At 71.7% G+C, this 15,934-nt stretch carries 15 protein-coding genes; 7 read left to right on the top strand and 8 right to left on the bottom strand.

The window, feature by feature from the left end:
• Positions 1–141: 141 nt before the first annotated feature.
• Positions 142–930: an aquaporin gene (locus tag AC1DDU_RS12710; RefSeq protein ID WP_477434638.1), complete on the top strand. Its 789-nt coding sequence runs from the start codon at positions 142–144 to the stop codon at positions 928–930.
• A 28-nt stretch (positions 931–958) separates the two neighbouring features.
• On the opposite strand, the gene AC1DDU_RS12705 is transcribed toward AC1DDU_RS12710, so the two are convergent.
• Positions 959–1,954 (bottom strand): stage II sporulation protein M, encoded by a 996-nt coding sequence (locus tag AC1DDU_RS12705; protein ID WP_477434636.1) that lies wholly within the window; start codon positions 1,952–1,954, stop codon positions 959–961.
• A 16-nt stretch (positions 1,955–1,970) separates the two neighbouring features.
• On the opposite strand from AC1DDU_RS12705, the gene AC1DDU_RS12700 reads away from it, so the two are divergent.
• Complete coding sequence (locus AC1DDU_RS12700; protein ID WP_477434635.1) at positions 1,971–2,816, top strand: RDD family protein; 846 nt, start codon at positions 1,971–1,973, stop codon at positions 2,814–2,816.
• Between the two features lie 36 nt (positions 2,817–2,852).
• Here the strand turns inward: AC1DDU_RS12700 and ahcY are convergent, their stop codons facing one another.
• Positions 2,853–4,352: an adenosylhomocysteinase gene (ahcY, locus tag AC1DDU_RS12695; RefSeq protein WP_477434633.1), complete on the bottom strand. Its 1,500-nt coding sequence runs from the start codon at positions 4,350–4,352 to the stop codon at positions 2,853–2,855.
• A gap of 22 nt (positions 4,353–4,374) precedes the next feature.
• Positions 4,375–4,581, bottom strand: coding sequence for a DUF3499 family protein (locus AC1DDU_RS12690; RefSeq protein ID WP_477434631.1), 207 nt, complete (start codon positions 4,579–4,581; stop codon positions 4,375–4,377).
• A gap of 174 nt (positions 4,582–4,755) precedes the next feature.
• Here AC1DDU_RS12690 and AC1DDU_RS12685 point away from each other — a divergent pair, with 174 nt between their 5' ends.
• A complete protein-coding gene (locus tag AC1DDU_RS12685; protein ID WP_477434629.1) occupies positions 4,756–5,196 on the top strand; it encodes a metallopeptidase family protein in 441 nt (146 codons plus the stop codon).
• Positions 5,197–5,221: 25 nt separating this feature from the next.
• Here AC1DDU_RS12685 and AC1DDU_RS12680 read toward each other — a convergent pair whose 3' ends face one another.
• The 4 genes from AC1DDU_RS12680 to manA form a co-directional block, all read right to left on the bottom strand.
• The gene (locus tag AC1DDU_RS12680) at positions 5,222–6,628 is read right to left on the bottom strand and encodes a DUF5719 family protein (protein WP_477434627.1); all 1,407 of its coding nucleotides are present in this window, start codon (positions 6,626–6,628) and stop codon (positions 5,222–5,224) included.
• Positions 6,625–9,483: a glycosyltransferase gene (locus AC1DDU_RS12675; protein ID WP_477434625.1), complete on the bottom strand. Its 2,859-nt coding sequence runs from the start codon at positions 9,481–9,483 to the stop codon at positions 6,625–6,627. Before AC1DDU_RS12675 ends, AC1DDU_RS12680 begins: the two co-directional genes overlap by 4 nt.
• 117 nt (positions 9,484–9,600) lie before the next feature.
• Positions 9,601–9,924, bottom strand: a complete 324-nt coding sequence (locus AC1DDU_RS12670; protein WP_477434623.1) for a WhiB family transcriptional regulator — start codon at positions 9,922–9,924, stop codon at positions 9,601–9,603.
• 181 nt (positions 9,925–10,105) lie between these two features.
• Complete coding sequence (gene manA / locus AC1DDU_RS12665) at positions 10,106–11,254, bottom strand: mannose-6-phosphate isomerase, class I (RefSeq protein WP_477434622.1); 1,149 nt, start codon at positions 11,252–11,254, stop codon at positions 10,106–10,108.
• A gap of 84 nt (positions 11,255–11,338) precedes the next feature.
• Here manA and AC1DDU_RS12660 point away from each other — a divergent pair, with 84 nt between their 5' ends.
• The 4 genes from AC1DDU_RS12660 to AC1DDU_RS12645 are packed head-to-tail and all read left to right on the top strand — an operon-like array spanning position 11,339 to position 15,653.
• Positions 11,339–12,769, top strand: coding sequence for an O-antigen ligase family protein (locus tag AC1DDU_RS12660; RefSeq protein ID WP_477434620.1), 1,431 nt, complete (start codon positions 11,339–11,341; stop codon positions 12,767–12,769).
• The gene (locus tag AC1DDU_RS12655) at positions 12,766–14,121 is read left to right on the top strand and encodes an O-antigen ligase family protein (RefSeq protein ID WP_477434618.1); all 1,356 of its coding nucleotides are present in this window, start codon (positions 12,766–12,768) and stop codon (positions 14,119–14,121) included. Before AC1DDU_RS12660 ends, AC1DDU_RS12655 begins: the two co-directional genes overlap by 4 nt.
• 56 nt (positions 14,122–14,177) lie before the next feature.
• Entirely contained in the window at positions 14,178–15,164 is a 987-nt protein-coding gene (locus AC1DDU_RS12650; protein WP_477434616.1) for a glycosyltransferase family 2 protein, read from the top strand.
• Positions 15,165–15,653: a DUF4916 domain-containing protein gene (locus AC1DDU_RS12645; protein WP_477434614.1), complete on the top strand. Its 489-nt coding sequence runs from the start codon at positions 15,165–15,167 to the stop codon at positions 15,651–15,653.
• Here AC1DDU_RS12645 and AC1DDU_RS12640 read toward each other — a convergent pair.
• Positions 15,634–15,930 (bottom strand): Dabb family protein, encoded by a 297-nt coding sequence (locus AC1DDU_RS12640; protein WP_477434612.1) that lies wholly within the window; start codon positions 15,928–15,930, stop codon positions 15,634–15,636. The genes AC1DDU_RS12645 and AC1DDU_RS12640 overlap by 20 nt on opposite strands.
• Positions 15,931–15,934: the final 4 nt, after the last annotated feature.

The raw sequence follows: 15,934 nt of genomic DNA, 5'->3' as shown, positions 1-15,934 counted from the left end.
CAGGGAACGCACGCCGTATCCCGGCAACCGCCGGACGTCCGGGTTCTCGGGCGTCGCGACCCCGTCGTAAGATCGCGGAGGCTGCGTTCCCCTCCGTCGGTGCGGCGCCGCGGCCAGCCCGCCCGAGCGAAGGAGCATTGCATGAGCGACTCGACCACCGCGCCGTCCGCGACCACCGCCCTCGTCGCCGAGGCGCTGGGGACGTTCCTTCTCGTGCTCGGCGTCGTGGCGACGGCTCTGTTCGCGGCCGGGTTCGGCGAGGGCACTGACGCCGCCGACAAGGGCGTCGGGTTCCTCGGTGTCTCCTTCGCGGTGGGGCTCGCGGTGATCGCCGGCGTGTACATGTTCGGGCCGATCTCGGGCGGCCACTTCAACCCGGCCGTCACGCTCGGACTGGCCGCCGCGGGTCGGTTCCCGTGGTCGAAGACGCTCTCCTACGTCATCGCCCAGGTCCTCGGCGGCGCGATCGCGACGACGCTCATCGTGCTGATCGGGCTGTTCGGACCCGACAAATGGCTCGCGTCCGCGCAAGACGGCGGCTTCGCCAGCAACGGCTGGGACCGCCTGTCGCCGGCAGGCTTCGGGATCGGCGGTGCGATCGTGGTCGAGGTGCTGTTCACCGCGGTCTTCGTCATGGTGATCCTCGGGGTCACGCACCCGAAGCGCGGCAACCCGGCTTTCGCGGGGCTCGTGATCGGTCTCACGCTCACCTTGATCCACCTCGCGACGATCCCCATCGACAACACCTCCGTCAACCCGGCGCGCTCGATCGCCACCGCGATCTACGGCGGCGGCGAGGCGCTGCTGCAGCTGTGGGTGTTCATCGTCTTCCCGATCATCGGCGGGGTGCTCGCCGGCCTGCTGCACCGGGCGCTCTTCGAGCCGCAGGGCAGCGTCCCGCCGGCGCCGGCAGAGGCGCGCGTGCGCTGACCGGGCCGATCGCCCCGGCGACGAGGTGTCAGCCGGCGACGAGCGTCGGCGTGCCCGCCTCGTACTCGCCGAGGTCCCCGCTCTCCCCGCGCCGCGCGGCGCGCCCTCCGACCAGCAGCATGTAGACGAGGAACAGCGCGAGCGCCGTGGCGCCGATCCCGATCTTCACCGCCCACGGCCACGGCTGTGCCGTCACGAAGCCTTCGATGATCCCCGAGACGGCCAATGCGATGACCAGGCCGATCGCGATCGTCGCGAGGGAACGACCGGCGGAGGCCAGCGACTCTCCGCGTGAACGCGGACCCGGTGCGACCCATGCCCAGAAGATCTGCAGCCCGGCGGCGCCGGCCACGAAGATGCAGGTCAGCTCGAGCAGCCCGTGCGGGAGGATGTAGAGCACGAACACGTCGGCCCGGTCGAAGGCGGCCAGGACGGCGGCGGCGGTGCCGACCCCCATGGCGTTCTGCACCAGCACCATGATCGGCCACACCCCGGTGATGCCGAACAGCACGCATTGCGCCGCGATCCAGGCGTTGTTGGTCCACACCGTGCCGGCGAACACCGCGGCCGGGTTCTCGCTGTAGTAGTCGGTGAACGTGTTCTCGGCGTATTGCTCGAGCTGCGCCCTGCTGCCCAGGCTCGCCACCAGTGCCGGGTCGCCCGACACCCACAGCGCCACGACCGTCGCGATGATCACGAAGCCGACCGCGATCGCCAACGTGGTCCACCGCACGCGGTAGAGCGCCGCGGGCAGCTGCAGCGCGAAGAACCTCGGGATCTGGCGCATCACGTTCTCGGGCGCGCCGGTGAGCCGCAGCCGCGCGCGGGCGAGCATGGTCGAGATGTGGTCGCCTTGGATGCTGCGCCCGGCCGACGTCTTCGCGTCGGCGAGGTCGGCGGATGCCGCGCGATAGCGCGTGACGAGCTCGTCGACCTCCGTCCCCGACAGGCGCCGGGTGCGGCTGAGCTCGTCCAGGCGCGCCCACTCCTCCCGTCGTGCGGCCGTGAGGGCATCGAGATCCATGTGTTTCACTGTAGCCATGAGCGCTCCCGGCACCGCGATCGTCGACATCCATCAGGACGAGGTGCTCACCGGTGAGGCCGTCGCGCTCGACGTGCAGCCGATCGGGTTCTTCCTGCGCGCGCTCGGTGTCCTCATCGACATGCTGCTCGGCGTCGCGCTGTTCCTGCTGGTCGCGTGGGGAACCGGCTGGCTGGTGTCCCTCGGCGCGATCGACCCGGCCGTCGTGCCGATCCTGACGATCGTCATCCTCGTGCTGGTCATGATCGTGATCCCGACCGTCGTCGAGACCACGACCCACGGGCGCAGCCTCGGCAAGCTCGCCGTCGGCGGGCGCATCGTGCGCACCGACGGCGGCGCGGCGGGGTTCCGGCACGCGTTCATCCGCGCGCTGGTCGGCGTGTTCGAGCTGTGGTTCACGCTCGGAGCCGTCGCGGCGCTCGTCGGAGCGTTCACGCCGCGTTCGCAGCGCCTGGGCGACCTGCTCGCCGGGACCTATTCCGAGCGCACGCGCACGCCGCGCCTGCCCGACGTGCAACTGGGCATCCCGCCGATCCTCGCGGAGTGGGCTGCCGTCGCCGACGTGGCGCGTCTTCCCGAACGGCTCGCGCGCCGCCTGTCGCAGTTCTCCCGTTCGGCGCCGAACATGCAGCCCGGCGCTCGTGCGAGGGTGGCGGCATCCCTCGCCGCCGAAGCGGCGGAGCACGTGTCACCGGTGCCGGCCGTCGATCCGGAGACGTTCCTCATCGGCGTCGTGGCAGTCCGTCGCGAACGGGAGCTGCGTGCCCTCCGGCTCGAGACCGCGCGCGCCGACGCCCTCGCCGGGCCGGTGTCGGCGCCGCCGCGCGGCTTCCCCGAGCGCTGATCCGCCTCCGGCACGAAGCCCCCGGGACCGCCGGGGTCAGTAACGGTAGTGGTCGAGCTTGTAGGGACCTTCGACCGGCACGCCGATGTACGACGCCTGCTCGGGCGTGAGCTCCGTCAGCTGCACGCCGAGGGCGTCGAGGTGCAGGCGGGCGACCTTCTCGTCGAGGTGCTTCGGCAGGACGTACACCGCGGTCGGGTACTCGTCGCGCTTCGTGAACAGCTCGAGCTGGGCGAGCACCTGGTTCGTGAAGGACGCGCTCATGACGAAGGACGGGTGCCCGGTGGCGTTGCCGAGGTTGAGCAGTCGCCCCTCGCTGAGCACGAGCACGCTGCGCCCGTTCGGCAGACGCCACTCGTGCACCTGCGGCTTGATCTCGATCTTCTCGACGCCCGGAAGCGCCTCGAGGGCGGCCATGTCGATCTCGTTGTCGAAGTGCCCGACGTTGCCGACGATCGCGAGGTGCTTGAGCTGCAGCAGGTCGTCGACGGTCACGACGTCCTTGTTCCCGGTCCCGGTGATGACGATGTCGACCTGACCGGCGACATCCGCCAGGCGCGCCACCTGGTAGCCGTCCATGGCGGCCTGCAGCGCGCAGATCGGGTCGACCTCGCTGACGACCACACGCGCGCCCTGGCCGCGCAGCGCCTCGGCGGCACCTTTGCCGACATCGCCGTAGCCGCACACGAAGGCGACCTTGCCGCCCATGAGCACGTCGGTGGCCCGGTTGATGCCGTCGGGCAGCGAGTGGCGGATGCCGTACTTGTTGTCGAACTTCGACTTCGTCACCGAGTCGTTGACGTTGATCGCGGGGAACAGCAGCTCGCCGGATGCCGCCAGCTCGTACAGGCGGTGGACACCCGTGGTCGTCTCCTCCGTGACGCCGAGGAGGCCCGCCGCCATGCGTGTGAAGCGCTGCGGGTCGCGCGCGAGGCTGACGCGGAGCGTGTCGAGGACGATCCGGTACTCGGCGGAGTCGTCGGCCGCGGCATCCGGAACAGCGCCCGCCTTCTCGAACTCGACGCCCTTGTGGACGAGGAGCGTCGCGTCGCCGCCGTCATCGAGGATCATGTTGGGGCCGTCGAAGCCCTCGGCGGTCCAGTCGAAGATGCGGTCGGCGAGGCGCCAGTACTCCTCGAGCGTCTCGCCCTTCCACGCGAACACCGGAACGCCCGCGGGAGCGTCGACCGTTCCGGTCGGGCCGACGACCACGGCCGCGGCGGCCTCGTCCTGCGTGGAGAAGATGTTGCAGCTCGCCCAGCGCACCTGCGCACCCAGCGCGACCAGCGTCTCGATCAGCACCGCGGTCTGCACCGTCATGTGCAGCGAGCCGGCGATGCGCGCCCCCTTCAGCGGCTGCGACGCACCGAACTCCTCGCGCAGCGCCATGAGGCCGGGCATCTCGTTCTCGGCGAGACGCAGCTGATGGCGCCCCGCCGCGGCGAGCGCGAGGTCGGCGACCTCGTACTCGAACCCTTCAGCGGACTCGGGGACCGCGGAACCGGCAGGCGTGGCGACAGGGGTGTGGGTCGGCATCCCGCCATTCTCCCACGCCGCCTCAGGTGCGGAGGGTCTCGTGGCGGACGACGACCCAGCCCTTCGGCACGGAGAGGCGATCGGTGTGGATCGCGCAGAGATCGTGGGCGTGCGGATCACCGGCGGCGCCGAGCGGGCCGAGCGCAGCCATCTGATCGCCGTAGTCGTAGGTGAGGGTCGACACGGCCTCACGGGCGCACCCGACCTTGGAGCAGACTCTCTCGCGCATCGGCACGACGCTACCGCTGCCCGTCGGCGCAGAGCGGATGCCGCGCCGCACGGAGACGGCATCCTCTCCCCCGCGGATGCGCGTGCGGATGCGGATCGGCCGAGCCCTGCCACGCTCCGTCTCCGCTGCGATCCGGTCGGGGCCGCACGCCTCGCCTCGACCTAGGATGGGGGCATGGCGTGGCGTCGGACCCGGATCAGCGAGCACGCGCCGCGACGTGCGTCCCGGCACGGTCGTCACGGCCGCGAAGGGCGCAGTTCCGTGGTGCGCCCGCCGCTCCCGCCGCTGGACACCCGCGTCGATCGATTCGACCTGTCGGTCGGCACCGCCGCCGAGTTCCTGCGGTCGGCCTGGCCGGAGCTGCGCGACGTGCGGTTCGAGGTCGCCGACATGCCCGCGGCGACCGACGAGGACGGCATCCCCCGCTGGACGGTCCTGCCCGACGCGGGGCGCATCATCCTCTACCGCCTGCCCATCGAGCGGCTCAGCCACCTGCACCGCGACGACGAGCTGCACCGGCGCATGCTCGTCGAGGGAGCGGTGTTCCGCGCCGCGGCCGAGTACCTCGATCGCGACCCGTGGGACCTCGGTCCCGAGCGCTTCCGCTACTTCTGACGCCGCGCGTCGTGCGCTCCCGGTTTCAGGGGTAGACCACGATCTCGGGGGTGGCGACATCCGCCGGCCACACCGGCATGCCGGCGAGCGCGCCGGTCGCGACGAACGACACCGCGGCCCGCACCGGCGCCGACGGATCGACCTGGTAGACCGTGCGCGGTGAGAGCGCCGCGAGCACCGAGCCGTGAGCGGGGATGGCGAGCTCCAGCGGCGCACCCCCGTCGATCGGGGTCACGCCCACCGTCACCGCCTCGTCGCCCGTGTTCACGACGGTCAGGGACGGCGAAGGCCCGTTCGGCACCGCGAACAGCGACGACGTCGCCACCGCGGGCGCGGGGATGTACCAGGCGAAGTCGTCGCCCTCGCTCGCGCCGGTGGACTGCCACACCGCAGCGACGACGGGCACGGCGGCCTCGACCACGACCGTGTACGTCCCGGCGCTCAGGCCGTTCAGCGCCAGCTCCATCGGGCTGCCGGCGGCGAGATCGACTTCTTGCGCCTCGCTGACCGGCGTGGTCCGCCCCACCGCGGTCACGGTGACGCGAGCGGTCGCCGCCGCCGAGGGCGACAGCATCCGCAGCACCGTCGCCGCGCCCGACGCCCCGTCGTCCGTCGACTCGCCCAGCACCGCCACGCCGGTGATCGTCTGCGTCGTCTCGGCGTGGGCCACGGGGCCGACCTGGTCGACGCCCCCGGGCGTGAGCGTGCGCATGACGCTCGTCTGCAGCGACGCGTGGATCGGGGCGCCGACGGCCGACACCCGTACGACCGGGGTCTCCTCGCCGAGGGCGATGCCCGCCAGCGGTACGACCCGCTGCGTGCCCGGAGCGACGATGAGGTCCGCGCCGCCCGGCGGGACCTGCGGCCCGTTCGTGCCGAAGACCGTGAGCTGCACGGTGGCCGGGACCGATCCCGGGTTCGCCAGCAGCACGAGGTCGGCGGCGCCGGTGGCGCCAGACCCGCCGACCAGCCACGAGTCCAGCAGCGGCGGGCGGCACGCCGACGCGGCGAATCCCGCGAGGTCGTCCTGGTCGGCGGTCGCGGCACCGGCCGCGGCGACGTCGACGGCGCGGTCCTCGACGGGTGCCGCGGTGAAGGCCAGCGGCCCGGAGCCGACGTCCGCGGTGAGAAGCCGCTGCTCGTGCGGCGGGTCCCCCGCCGACACGCCGCTCACGACCGCCTGCGAGGCGGCGGGAGCGAGCGCCCCGGCCTTGGTCGGGTCGCGCCCGATCGCCAGCAGCGACCCGTCGCACACCGCCACCGACGCGGCAGGCGCCGGCGTCGCGTCGATGCGCAGCGGCTCGCGTTCGACGGTCGGCCACGGGATCGAGACCGCCGTGACGACCGCCACCACCGCACCCACCGACACCACGGTGCCGATCAGGAGCCGGGCGCTCGTGGTCGCCCAGCGGAACACACGCCGATCGCTCATCGTCCCTCCTGCCAGTGGGGGCCCACCACGCGTGGGGTGCGCCGCGCCTCGCGCACCGACGTCGCCGTCGGCACGGCCAGCAGCAGTGCGACGCCGAACACGGCGAGCTGCGCGACGCCGATCCAGCCGGCGAGTGCGGCGACGGATGCCGCCTCCTGGGGTCTATCGGCGACGTCGGCCACGACCCGCCACAGCGCGCCCTTCGCGGTGTCCCCCACCACGACGACCGTGTCACGCTGTCCCAGCGCCGTCATCGCGGACAGACGCATCGTGCGCGCGGCGTCGGTCTCGGGCTGCGGAGCCGGGGCGAGGAGGATGAACCCGATCCCCGCACCACCGAGTTCTTCCACCACGTCCGCCGACGAGGGCGTGACGAGGTCGGCGGCGAGGTCGGCCAGCCGGTCGTCCTCCGCAGACGCCTCGGTGCGCGTGGAGAGCAGCGTGGTCTGCCCACCCAGGGTCTCGCTCGCGCCCCACACCACCTGGGCGGCGACGCCGCCGCCGTCCTGCGGCGTCAGCACGATCGTCCCCACGTCGGGGTCATCACGCCCTTCCGCCGCGACGAACGCCGGGAGGGTGCTGGCCGGACCGTTCGCGACGGTGGACTCGCCTCGGGCGAGGGCGGTGAGCGAGGGAACCGCCAGCACCGCGGACCCCGCGAGGACCAGCGCCGCGGCGATGCCGCGCAGCAGCGCCACGCGCGGGGCCAGCCCGGCGTCGAGCGCGACGAGGGCGCCGCCGAGCGCGCCGAGCCAGGCGAGGCTCAAGCCGGTCCCCGGCCACAGCGGAACGGTGACCGACTGCGAGAACGCGACAGACACGCCCACGGCGGCGAACGCCGTGCCCAGTCCCAGCGCCGTGACGATGAGGAGCGTCGTACCCGCGGCCCAGCGCTGCGTCAGCGGCGCCGCGAGGGCGAGGAGCGCGAGCGGGATGCTCAGCAGCGGCACCCACCACGTCGGCCCGTCGAAGAACGTGGTCCATCCCGCCAGATCGGATGTCGGGATGCCGGCGGCCAGGAGCGCCCGCCCGGCGCTGTCGGCGGCGACCTGCGGTCCCGCCCACGGCACGCCGGGGTCGGCGACGAGCCCCCACAGGCGGTCATCGGCGACGGCGTTCCACACCAACGGCGCCGCGAGCGCCGCCGCGGGGATGAGCGCCCAGACCAGGCGGGCCACGCCACGGCCCGCGCGAAGGATGATCGCCAGCAGCACGACGCCGGTCCAGATGACCGCCAGAGCGGGTGCGAGCGACGGCGCCGTCGCGACCACTGCCGCGAGCAGGAGCGATGCCGCCCCCGCCCCCGCCCACGAGCGGTGCGCCACCGAGCCCGCGTAGAACAGCCACGGCAGCAGAAGGTGCGCGATCACAGCCCCGGGGCGACCCTGCGTCAGCGCGACGAGGAGGGTGGGAGCCAGCGCCCACACGGCGCCGCCGAGGAGGCGCAGCCCCGAGCGCTCGGTGACCCGCGTCGCCGCGAACCAACCGCCCAGCGCGGCGAGGGGCAGCGCGAGCACCCACAGCAGCACGAGCGCGCGCGACGGCGCCCATGGCCACAGGGATCCGAGCACCGCCAGCACGGCCGCGAACGGATCGGCGGGACCGATGGTGTCCAGGCCCAGCGCGCGCTGGCCGTACGCGGCGTCGTTCCAGAGCTGCCCGACCGTGCTGGCGAGCGGCTGCAGTGCTCCCCCGCCGAGCACCGGCCAGGCCAGCAGCGCCGGGAACGCGGCGATGGAGACGACCAGCGCGGCGAGCACGAGCCACGCGCCGCCTCCCACGAAGAACCGCAGCTCGCGGCGTCGATGCCCGCCGATCGCGATCTCCGGCTCGTCGTCCAGCCGCTCCCTGAGGTCTGAGTAGCTCGCACGCAGCGGCGCCACCTGTGCCCACGATGCCGTCCGCGCGGCGGACAGACGTCGGCGTGCCCGCCAGACGCGCGGGATCGCCACCATGGTGACGACGGCCGCACCCCACTCCGGGCCGACGCGGCCCGGCTGCTTGCGGGCCAGATCGACGATCGTGCGCCACAGCGCCAACGGCAGCAGCGACAGCCAGTGCAGCGGCACGGTGACCGCGGGCGCGTAGGCGAGCCTGCGATGCAGCTGCGCGGCACGCTCCGCATACGCGGCGCGACGCACCCGCTGCGCGGTCAGCGGTGCCGGCGGTCCTGCGACGCCGTCGCCGGCCACCGCGACGAGCGCTGTCGGAACGAGCGACACCCGCGCACCGGCGAGACGGGCCCGCACGCCGAGGTCGAGCCCCTCGTCCGCCCCCGCAAGGCCGCGGTCCAGCCCACCGAGCCTCGTCCATGCGTCGGCTCGGACCAGGATGCCGCGAACGTCGGCGCCGAGGACGTCTTCGTGCGCGTCGTGCTGCCCCTGGTCGAGCTCTCCGTCGGCCAGCCCCACGGTGCGGCCGAAGCGGGTCATCGCCACGCCCAGCGAGACGATCTCCGTACGCTCGTCCCAGCGCACCAGCTTCGGTGCCACGAAGGCGACCGAGGGCGAGACCTCGAGCGCGCCCATGAGCCGCGCGAGGGCGTCGGGCTCGGGGGCGGTGTCCTGCGCCAGCAGCCAGAGCGCGCCGGCGTCCACTCCCGACGCGGCTTGCACGGTCGCCGCCGCGAAACCCGTCGATGCCGGGGCGCTCACGACGGACTGTGCGCCCGCGGCATCCGCGACCTCCCGCAGGTGGGCGTCGCCGCCGCACAGGACGATCGTGAGGGAATCGACCGGACGGGTCTGCTCGGCGAGCGCGGCGAGAGTCCGTCGCAGATGGAACGCGGCCGGGGTGCGACCGTCGGGACGCACGACCACGACGGCGTGAACTCGGTTCGACGTGTTCGGGGGCATGTCTTCGTCAGCCTAGGCGGGCGCGCCGGTCAGACCCGGGCGAACGCGCCGGGCCGGCCGGATACTTCCGGCAGGCCCGGGCGCGATCGCTCGGTCTTTCAGACGCGTGCGCGGGTCTCAGCCCGCGCGGCGCTTGAGCTTGCGACGCTCCMGCTCGCTGAGGCCACCCCAGATGCCGAACCGTTCGTCGTTCTGCAGCGCATACTCGAGGCATTCGCCTCGTACGTCGCACGACGTGCAGATGCGCTTGGCATCACGCGTGGAGCCGCCCTTCTCGGGGAAGAACGCCTCCGGATCGGTCTGCGCACAAAGTGCGTCGGTCTGCCATGCAAGCGGATTGTCTTCCGCATCGGTGTTGCGGCGTACCCCCGGAACCCCCAGTTGAACCGGATCGACGAACCAGTCGTCGGGAACGCCGGAACGGTATTGGGAAACCGTCATGTCGTTCTCACCCCCCGTGATCCTGCTCCACGCTGGTGCGTGTACGGATAATTACACCCGTGTAGTTCACCGAGGTCAAGTCGCAGATAGTAAAGGCTCAACCGCCTCTTGAACCTTCACGACGCGCCGACGGCGTGTTGCTCTCTATAACGGTCCGATGAGAAATCGATGAGGCGGCCGCTCAGCGACCGGGCAGGGCGATGAACACGTCGCCCTCCCCCGCCACGCGAACCCCGCCTTCGTCCGGGGTGACGAGCACGGCACGACCGGGGACGAGCATGGCCGCGGAGCTCGAGGCGAGGCCGGTGACCTCGGGCGAGCCGGCCGTCGCGAGCGCGATCGCCGGGCCTTCGAGCGGCACGACGACACCGTGCGGCGTCGCCGACACGGCCAGCAGGGCGAAGTCCGCGACGGGGACGTCGTACTGGAGGATGCCGTCGCCCACCGCGCGCGCGCGGACCACGGGCGGCAGTCCAGGCGCCGGGTCGAGCACGCGCACGAGATCCTCGGCGTCGACGTGCTTCGGGGTGAGGCCGCCACGCAGCACGTTGTCGCTGGCGGCCATCAGCTCGACGCCCAGACCCTCGAGGTAGGCGTGCAGGACCCCCGCCGGCACGAAGAGCCCTTCGCCCCGGCGGAGGGTGACGAGGTTCATGAGCAGCGCCACGACGATCCCCGGGTCGCCGGGGAACCCGGCATCCAGCGTCCGAGCGAGTTCCAATTCGGCGGCGAACTCGTCGGACTGCGCGGCGACCGCGGCCGCGATCGCATCCCGGGCGGCCTCGACACCGTCCGACAACAGCCAGCCGATGATGGCCGCGAGAGACGCGTCCTCGGGCGCGAGCCGCTCCGCCAGCGGTGCGGCGCCCGGTCCGAGCTGTGCGACGAGGCGACGCGTGGCCTCGAGGTCGCGCAGCCCGGCGAGCGCACGGAAGGTGTCGCTGAGCGCAACGATGAGCTCGGGCTTGTGGTTCGCGTCACGATAGGTGCGCTCCGCGGCGTCGCGCGGGATCCCCGCCGCCTCCTCGCGCGCGAAGCCCGCCTCGGCCTGAGCCTTCGACGGGTGCGCCTGGATCGACAGAGCGGATGCCGCCGCCAGCAGCTTCAGCAGATACGGCAGCGGCTCGCCGAGGCCGACCTCGGCGCCCTCGTCGGCGATCCAGCGGTCGAGGGTGCGCCCGTCGGGCGTCTCGGCGGGGTCGCCCGGGTGGTCGCCGAACCACACCTCGGCCTCCGGGCGGCCGGACGGTTCACGCCCTTCGAGCGCGGCGATCAGGGACGTCGATCCCCACGCGTAGTCGCGGGGGGCGTTGGCTACCGGGATCAGCATCCGATCAGCCTAGCCAGCCGCGCCCCGGGTCCCCTCGCCGCGCGCGCGACGGAACCGCGCGGGCGCCGGGTACCCTGAGAGGCGATGGCCGTCCACTCGAAGCACCCGGCGTCGGCGCCGCCGGGACCGCCGGTCCGCGAGAAGACCGGCCACCTCATGCTGCGCGGCTGGTGCATCTTCGTGGTGTTCATGGCCCTGTCGGGCACCGCATGGGTCAACGCGTTCGGCGAGCTCCCCGCGGCGGTCGTCACGATCGCCGGCGGCGTGCTGTCGGCGGTGCTGTGGGCGGTGGTACGGCCACCGGTGCAATGGCGCCGCCTCCCCTGGTTCGTGGTCGCCTACGTCGCCTGGGCGACGCTGTCGCTCACGTGGTCGGCATGGCCCGAGACCACCGCCCTCACCCTGCTCCTGCTGTACATCACGACGCTGCAGGCGCTCTTCGTGGGCAGCGTCCTCACCTGGCGGGAGCTGATCCGCGCGATCGCGTCGGCCCTCAAGTGGGTCATGGCGCTGTCGCTCGTGTTCGAACTGTGGGTCTCGGTGTTCGTGCGCGCGCCGATCCTGCCCGGCTTCGTCGTCGACAAGGCCGGCGACCCGATCGAGTACTGGTCCCGCAACAACCTCTTCGACGGCGGGCGCCTGCAGGGGATCATGGGCAACGCGAACCTGCTCGCGCCCGTGGCGCTGCTCGCGATCGTCGTCTTCGCCATCCGTCTGGCCTCGGGAGCGCCCCGGCGCGTGTTCCTGTGGATCTGGATCGGACTGTCCGTCTTCCTCTTCGTCCGGGCGTCCTCCGCGACGGCGTACATCGCGGCCACGGCCGTCGCCGTCGTGCTGGTCACCGTCCTCCTCATGCGCCGCGCCACCAAGCCCGGCGAGCGCACCAAGTACTACGTCGCATACGCCGTCGTGGGCATCGGCGGCGCGGTCGCGGTGTGGCTGCTGCGGGACACGATCTTCTCCCTCCTCGGCCGCAGTGCTGATCTCACCGGACGCGACGGGATCTGGGGCAAGGTGCTGGCGCGCGCCGGCGAGCGCCCGTGGACCGGGTGGGGCTTCGCCACCCCGTGGGTGACCGGCGACCCGGCGTTCGACATCCGGATCACCGACCATGGCCAGCTCGTCATGCAGGCCCACAACATGTGGATCGACGTCGCGATGCAGCTCGGCATCATCGGCGTCGTGCTGCTCGCACTCCTCTATCTTGCGTTCGTGTGGCGGGCGTGGTTCTTCGCCGTCGACCGGCCGCGGTGGGACCTCCATGCCGACCGCCCGTACTCGCCGTTGACGCTGCTGCCGACCCTCGTGGGGGCCATCCTCCTCGTCCAGAGCCTGGCCGAGTCGACGCCGCTGCTGCTGTGGGGATGGCTGTTCATCGTCATGTTCGGCGCGAAGATCAAGCAGTCGCCGCATGTGGGGGTCGGCCCCGCCGAGCAGACCGCCGCGATCGAGCGCGGCGAGCCGCTCGCCTCCGCCCCGTCCGGCGATGAGGACGGGCCGGGGCGGACCGCGTGACCGACTCGCCGCGTGCCGCGTCACCGGGATGGCTCAGCACGCTGCTGGCCTCGGCATCCTTCGCCCGCGCCTACACGTTCGTCGTCTTCACCGCCGTCTTCTCGGCCTTCGCGATCGAGCGGATCGCCGGGCGCGTCACGTACGTCACGATCGTGGTGGGACTCTGCCTCATCGGCGTCGGGATCATGATCGCGCGCCGCCGCGAGATCACGCTGCTGCGCCTGGTCCCCACGACCGTCGTCGTGTTCGTGGTGTGGGCGTTCGCGAGCATCTTCTGGAGCGGCGAGCCGGTGACGTCGCTGTGGAGCTGGGTGTCGATGGCCGCGATGGCCTTCCTCGCCGTCGTGATCGGGCACGTGCGCGACACCCTGCAGACCGTTCGCGCGCTCGGGGATGTGCTGAGGGCCCTGCTCGCCGTCTCGCTCGCGGTCGAGGTGCTCTCCGGCATCCTGCTCGACATCCCCTTCACGTTCCTCGCGGTCCAGGGGAACATCGCGCAGCTCGGCCCGGTGCAGGGCATCTTCGGCACCCGCAACCTCCTCGGCTTCGTCGCGGTGCTGGCACTCATCACCTTCCTCATCGAGTACCGCACCCAGTCGGTGCGACCGGGGCTGTCGGTCGCCTCGGTGGTGCTGGCGGGCGGCCTGGCGGTGCTCAGCGACTCCCCCACGGTCGTGGTGCTCGCCATCGGCGTCGGCCTCGCGGTCGCGGCGCTGGCCCTCGTGCGCCACGCACGCCCCGACCGGCGCGCCGGACTGCAGCTCGTGCTCGGCGTGCTCGTCATCGTCGCGGTGTTCGTCGGCTACGCAGCGCGGCATCCGATCATCGCGCTGCTGGGCGCAGGCACCGACTTCTCGATGCGCGTGGACCTGTGGAACCGCATGGTGGACTTCCTGCGCCAGAAGCCGGTGCAGGGCTTCGGGTGGTTCGGTGTGTGGGACCCCGAGCAGTACCCCTTCAACGCCATCAACTACCTGCTCAACCGCAACCACGCGACGGGCCTCAACGCCTATTTCGATGTCGCGCTGCAGCTCGGCTGGGTCGGCCTGGTGCTGTTCCTCGCGCTCGGAGCGCTGGCGCTCGCCCGGTCGTGGCTGGTCGCCGGCGAACGGCGGTCGGTCGTCTACGCGTGGACGCCCCTCATCCTCGTCACCCTCCTCATCGACTCGATGTTCGAGAGCTTCACGCTCACCGGCCTCGGGTGGATGATGCTCGTGCTGTGCGCCGTGCGCGCCGGACAGTCGCGTTCATGGCGCGAGAAGCTCGACACGGGAGCGGATGCCGGCGGCCCCGGCGCCGCGGAGGGCTCAGGGCTCCCCCACGCCCAGGGAGAGCCGGGGCCGACGGGGTAGGCTTCTGTGCGGCCCGACGTCTCGGCGCCCATCACACTTCCTCGGAGATCAGCCCCGTGAGCAACGTTCCCTCCGCCGCGCAGTTCGACCCGTCCACCGCGACGATCGCAGTTGTGACCTACAACCGGTCCGGCCTGTTGACGCGCCTGCTCACGAGCATCTCCGAGATGGACCCGAAGCCCGGTCACATCGTGGTCATCGACAACGCCTCGACCGACGACACCACCGATGTCGTCGAGTCCTTCCGCGAGAGTCTCGAGCCGTCGACGCTCGTGTACCGCCGCATGGAGACCAACACCGGCGGCTCCGGCGGGTTCAGCGAAGGCATGCGCGTCGCATACGAGCTCGGCTCCGAGTGGATCTGGCTCATGGACGACGACGTCGAGGTGCTCCCCGACGGCCTCGCGAAGATGGGCAAGTGGGCCCCGCGATTCAAGAGCATCCAGGGCCGGCGCTACGACTACGACGGCAGCGCGTTCTACTGGCAGTACCGGGTCGCCGAGCCCCTCGGCATCCCGATCCCCTTCGCGCCGGCGGAGTTCGACGCATCGGGCTACAAGCCGATGAACTCGGGCTGCTTCGAGGGCATGTTCATCCACCGCGACATCGTGCAGCAGATCGGCCTGCCCGACCCGCGATTCTTCATCTACTGGGACGACCAGATGTACGGCTGGCTCGCGTCGCGCAAGACGCAGTCGGTCATCGTCGACGAGTTCGTGCTGCGCCGCACCCGCGAGATCAAGCAGTGGGACATGGGCATCCGCCACATGAACGCGTCGAGCAACGCGTACCGCTACTACATCATGCGCAACCGTGCCTACATCAAGAAGTACTACCGGTCCCTCGGCGTCTACAACCCGCTGGCCTTCGGCCTCGGCACGAGCCTGACGTTCGGCAAGGAGCTCATCCGGCTCGTCTTCGTCGAGCGCACCGTGCGCGGCACGTCGAACCTGTTCCGGGGACTCCGCGACGGTCGCACGATCGCGAAGGATGCCTCGTGGCAGCCGATGCCGCCGCTCGAGGCCGCGACGAGCAGGACCTGAGTGTCCTTCCTGCCCGACGATCTCTACGCGACCATCGAGCGTTCGATCCCGGTGGCGTGCGTCGACTTCGTCCCGGTCCGCCGATCCGGCACAGGGCTGGAGGTCGGTCTGATCCTCCGGCGGTCGCCGTTCGGTCGGGTCTGGTGTCACCTCGGTGGGCGCATCCGCTACGGAGAGACCGTACGTCAGGCGATCGTCCGTCACAGCGTCGACACCATCGGCGTGATTCCGATCGTCGCGCCTGACCCGCAGCCCGACTTCGTCTATCAGTGGTTCCCGCCGCCCGTCGCTCCTCGAGATGGCACCGGCCACGGCAATGATCCGCGAAAGCACGCGATCGGGCTATCGTTCCTGGTGGAAATCGACGCGGAGCCGGATCCGGGCAACGAAGCCCTGGACTTCCGATTCGCCGACCCGCTCCGCCTGCCGGATCCGATGTGGCCGGGTTCGGCGCAGCTGATCGGCGAGCTTATTCGTCGACGGGCGTGACGTAATCTCCGATCCACCAGTCGGAGACGTCCGACATCATCCGCCCCACGCGGACATGTCCGTCGTCACGGCGGAACGCGTCGAACGCCTCGCGGTCGGCGAATGTCGCATCCTCGATGACGATGCGCCCCTTGCGAGCGTCCAAGGACGACGTGATCACCCACGATTCGACGCCTGGGAAATGAGCGAACGCCTTCAGGGCCAGTACAGCCGCATGCAGTCGTGCATCGTCGACCTCGTCGCGCACCCGGAAGAGGACGATGTGGCGATATGCCACTGAG

The organism is Microbacterium sp. 05T445, assembly GCF_056395865.1.
This window is presented reverse-complemented; position numbering and strand designations above follow the sequence as displayed.